Raw genomic sequence first — 4,495 nt, forward strand, 5'->3', positions numbered from 1 at the left:
CCGCCGCGACGCCTGCGTGGCCAATGTCGAAGCCGGCCTGCTGCTGCAACGGGTGGCGCGCGAACGCGGCTGGCGCGAGCGTGACCATGGGCGTGGCCGCACGGCAGTCGCCCTGTCGCGCCGCCTGGCGGCTGCCGCCAGCCACCTGTGGGCGCATCCCCAGCCTGTCGCGCTGGAACTGCTGGAGTGGCTGCACGCGCTGGCCCAGGCCCTGCAGGCGCGCGATGCGCCCGCCCTGCAGGCCCTTACCCGCCAGCGCCCTGCCCCGGTGCAGCTGGCCCAGGCCGCTGCCGTCGAGACCGCCTGCCTGCTGGTGGCCACCCTGGAGGCCACCGGGCCGGCGCCAGGAAATTAGCGGAAACAAAATCCCCCTTCCCTGTTCGAACTGGAAAAACGCCTGCGGGCGTAACGATTCGACAACACAACAGATGGAAGGGAACGGATGAGCCTGGACCTCGATTTTCTTTACAACATGAACGAAGGCCCGCTGCGTTCGGGCCTGATCGTGCTCGGCGTCGCCCTGGTGGCGGTGCTGGTGGCGATCTTCCTGCATCGGCTGGGGGTGGCGCTGGTCAGGCGCCTGGCACGCGGCCGGCCCTTTACCACCACCGCCACGCAGGTCACCTTCAACGCCAGCCGTGCCTGTGTGATCCTGTTCATGCTGCGTATCGTGCTGGCCGGTGCGCCCGACAATACACCGGGCCTGACTCGTATTTCCTATCTCACCTCGATCGCCTTCATCCTGGCGCTGACCTGGTTCCTGATGCGCTGCGTGAAATCGGTGAGCCTGACGGTCGTCAATTTGAATCCCTATGACGTGGCCGACAACCTCAAGGCCCGTCGCATCCTGACCCAGACCCGGGTGCTCTCGCGCAGTGCCTACTTCCTCATCGCCCTGCTGGGCCTGGCCTTCGTGCTGCTGACCCTGCCCGGTGCGCGCCAGTTCGGCGCCAGCCTGCTGGCCTCGGCCGGTGTGGCCGGTATCGTCGCCGGTATCGCCGCCAAACCGGTGCTGGGGAATTTCTTTGCCGGCCTTCAGATTGCCTTCTCGCAACCGATCCGCATCGACGATGTGCTCATCGTCAAGGGCGAATGGGGGCGCGTGGAGGAAATCACCGGGACCTTCGTCGTGGTCAGGATCTGGGATGAACGACGCATGATCGTGCCGCTGCAGTGGTTCATCGAAAACCCCTTCGAGAACTGGACCCACACCTCCTCCACCATTCTCGGCACGGTATTCCTGTGGCTGGATTTTTCGGTTCCCACGCAGGCCGTGCGCGCCGAATTCGAGCGCATCTGCCAGACCCTGCCGCTCTGGGACAAGCGGGTCTGCGTCATGCACGTCACCGACGCCAGCGAACGCACCATGCAGATTCGCCTGCTGGTGTCGGCCAGGGATTCGGGCAGTGCTTTCGACCTGCGCTGCCAGATTCGCGAGCACATGATCAACTTCATCGCCAGCCACTACCCGGACGCCCTGCCCCGCATGCGCGCAGAACTGAGCTCGCGCAACCAGCCGGATGCATTGGATACCCTCATCGACGGCGCGCCCGGAGAGCCGCTGAAGGGGCAACAATGAACTCGCCGGAGGTCGCATTTTTACAACACCGGCGCGGCATGAAAAACTTAGAAAGTCGGATTGTTGAAACTAAGTAATCACAGGGGATAAAACTTAGAAAAACTGTCACTGTGATTTTCTGATACGTGCTGTCGACGCCTGATGAGGCCACACGCAAAAAAGATCAGGCGGATCTCACAACTGGCGACCGAGGGGAGAGAGTGTCGCTGTCATGGACCCGCCTGCAGGGGAGAAGCTGGTGTGCCGGACAACCCGGCTTGTTGCCCGCCAAGGCTTATTGATCGGTGACGTGCATTTCGCCATTGGCGCGGGCCTGGGCCAGCTCGGCGCGCACCTCGTCACGGGTCTTGGCAGAGGCGATCTGCTTGTCGTCGCGGTTGCGATCGCTCACCAGCAGTTCGCCGTTGGCACGGGCTTGTTGCAGTTCGGCGACCACTTCGGCACGGCTCTTGGTGGAGACGAAGCGGGTTTCGGCAGGATACGGTGCTTCAGCCATGGCGGTACCGATGGCGGAGGTCAACAGCAGGCCGGCAAACAGGTTCTTGGCAATGTTCTTGGTGTTCATGATCGTTCCTTTGTGTGAGAGAAGGGATGTGCACTTCAACCCGGCCCAAGGTCTTGGTTCAGTCGTTGTGTGCTGTCATCGTGAAACCAAGTTTAGAGATCAACGGATGACGGATAAAGACGCGAAATCGGAATTCATCGTTCCGGATTTCAGAACAAGCACATCCATTGTTACCAGGCGCAGGCATCGCGCCATGCCGTGATCGGGTGATCCGGTCGCTTGTCGAAAAGTTAGAAACACAGATTATGAAAACTTAGAAGTCAAAAACAAGAAAACTTAGAAAATTAAAAAAGAAATGCTCCGTTGAATTGGTCGAAAACTGAGCAGATTGCAGAGCGAAAATCGTACTTTTGGAGGGGGGAAATTCCGGATAGGAACCGCTGGAAAAACTTAGAAAAATGTCGAAATTTTTCTAATGCGGCTGGCGGTGTGGCAGCGTCAGGGCGGTAGCGGGAATTGTCCGGAATCGAGATGGCGAGATGGGTGCAGAAAACAGGCAGGCGGACCTCACTACCGGCGACCGAGGGGAGAGAACGTCGCTTTCATGAGGCCCGCCTGGGGAGAAACTGGCGCACCGGGATCGCCGGTGCGGATGATGCGCAGCCAGGGGCGCGGATGGCGCCAGCCTGGCATCAGGGCATGCGGATTACAGCGGAGCGTTGCTGTTGCTTACAGCAGTGCCTTGGTTGCGGGCTTGCTGCAGTTCTTCTTGCACTTGCTGACGGGTCAGGGTCGAGTGGAAGGGCTTTTCCACCGGATATTGTTCGGTCACCAGCAGGTCGCCGTTGGCGCGGGCCTGGATCAGTTCGGCGCGTACGTCAGCGCGGGTCTTGGTCGAGACGAAAGGCTTGTCGACCGGATATTGGTCGGTCACCAGCAGGTCGCCATTGGCACGGGCTTGCTTCAACTCGGCGACCACTTCGGCGCGGCTCTTGGTCGAGACGATCTGGGTCTCGGCGGGATACTGGGCTTCAGCCATGGCGGCGCCGACAGCGGTAGTCAACAGCAGGCCTGCAAACAGGTTCTTGGCAATATTCTTGGTGTTCATGATCATTCCTTTGTGAGTGAGGGGATGAGCACTGCAACCTGGGCCGACACTTGTGGTTCAGTCGTTGTGTGCTGTCATCGTGGAACCAAGTTTAGAGATCCAAGCGCGGCAGAAAAAGCAGACAAACCGGAATACATCATTCCAGAAACGCGAACAATCAGTTTTTTCGAGCCTGTACTGCTCTTTTTACACCGCATCTGCACATGGAAAATGTTGCATAAATTTCTACTTATGAAGTAGTTGAAGTTAATTAAGTCGTTGATTTATTTGGAAAAAATGGAATTGATCATCTGCTGGCAATAATCGCTGGTTGATCCATTTTGCGGTGCGATAAAAAAATTCCTATCGATTCAATACAAAATCGCAATAACTTGTTCAATGGATTTGACAGAGTTTTTCAGGCCTTCGCTATATGTCGAAAAACATAGCGGGTGGCTGCCTTTGGGCAAGCGTCTTTCTCCGCCCGACATTTGCGCATTCCCCCATATAGGTCGATTTGCAGAAGCCATGTGGTGGCGATCATTCATTGCTCGCCGCGTTTTGTTTCGTTTCGTCGCTTTGCATCGCATCTCATTGCAGCTCCATCTGCCGGCAACAAGGAGCGACGGTTCCCCCTTGTTACGATTGCTTGCAAGCCTCACCAATGCTTGCACTTCTCCTCGAACCTTCCTGTCGGAAAAGGCTTCAGAGATTCACGTGTTACGCAGAACAGGCAGGCCAACAGGCTCCCATTTTGCGTAATCGGGGAAGCGGAGAATCAGTCCTTGTCCGACATAGCGCGACCGCAAGCTTGCCTATAGTGATGACACGGATCTGCGATCCCGCATCCTGTAATTTTCTTGAGTATCCAAGCCTCGGGCTTTTCCGAAAAACATAACGCAAGGAGGTACACATGAAGACTCGTCACATTCTGATCTCGTCCCTGTTCATGGCCCTGGCCGGTAGCGCCATGGCGCAGAATGCACCGACCAATGGCAACGCCGTGGGCGCTGCACCGACCGCGCCGATGTCGTCGGCTTCGACCGCATCGCCTTCGGCCGTGCCTTCCAATGACCCGTTCGTCCAGAAGCGTCAGGCCGATTCCGATGCCAAGGCCGAATACAAGGCACAGAAGAAGGCCGCCAAGCAGGAATACAAGTCCGACAAGAAGGCTGCCAGGGCGCAGCTGAAGCAAGAGAAGAAGGAGTCCACCGCCGAGCGTAATGCAGCCCTGGCGGCCACTCCTGACAAGTCCGACAAGACTCCGTAATCTGCGGCGTCCGTGTCGTGAGGAAGATCCCCGGCTGCGGCCGGGGATTTTTTT

The 4,495-nt window shown here is 58.1% G+C and carries 4 protein-coding genes and 1 pseudogene; 3 read left to right on the forward strand and 2 right to left on the reverse strand.

The window, feature by feature from the left end; all coding sequences use genetic code 11:
- Together HFRIS_RS24270 and HFRIS_RS24275 are read left to right on the forward strand one after the other, a co-directional pair.
- Window positions 1-355, forward strand: a pseudogene (locus HFRIS_RS24270) (FUSC family protein); the annotation flags it as partial.
- Between the two features lie 87 nt (window positions 356-442).
- The gene (locus HFRIS_RS24275; RefSeq protein ID WP_006465674.1) at window positions 443-1,579 is read left to right on the forward strand and encodes a mechanosensitive ion channel family protein; all 1,137 of its coding nucleotides are present in this window, start codon (window positions 443-445) and stop codon (window positions 1,577-1,579) included.
- A gap of 274 nt (window positions 1,580-1,853) precedes the next feature.
- On the opposite strand, the gene HFRIS_RS24280 is transcribed toward HFRIS_RS24275, so the two are convergent.
- The gene (locus HFRIS_RS24280) at window positions 1,854-2,144 is read right to left on the reverse strand and encodes a DUF4148 domain-containing protein (protein ID WP_006465675.1); all 291 of its coding nucleotides are present in this window, start codon (window positions 2,142-2,144) and stop codon (window positions 1,854-1,856) included.
- A gap of 646 nt (window positions 2,145-2,790) precedes the next feature.
- Window positions 2,791-3,192: a DUF4148 domain-containing protein gene (locus tag HFRIS_RS24285; protein WP_006465676.1), complete on the reverse strand. Its 402-nt coding sequence runs from the start codon at window positions 3,190-3,192 to the stop codon at window positions 2,791-2,793.
- Window positions 3,193-4,084: 892 nt separating this feature from the next.
- On the opposite strand from HFRIS_RS24285, the gene HFRIS_RS24290 reads away from it, so the two are divergent.
- The gene (locus HFRIS_RS24290) at window positions 4,085-4,441 is read left to right on the forward strand and encodes a hypothetical protein (RefSeq protein ID WP_006465677.1); all 357 of its coding nucleotides are present in this window, start codon (window positions 4,085-4,087) and stop codon (window positions 4,439-4,441) included.
- Window positions 4,442-4,495: the final 54 nt, after the last annotated feature.

It is taken from the genome of Herbaspirillum frisingense GSF30, assembly GCF_000300975.2.
Classification (GTDB): Bacteria; Pseudomonadota; Gammaproteobacteria; order Burkholderiales; family Burkholderiaceae_D; genus Herbaspirillum; species Herbaspirillum frisingense.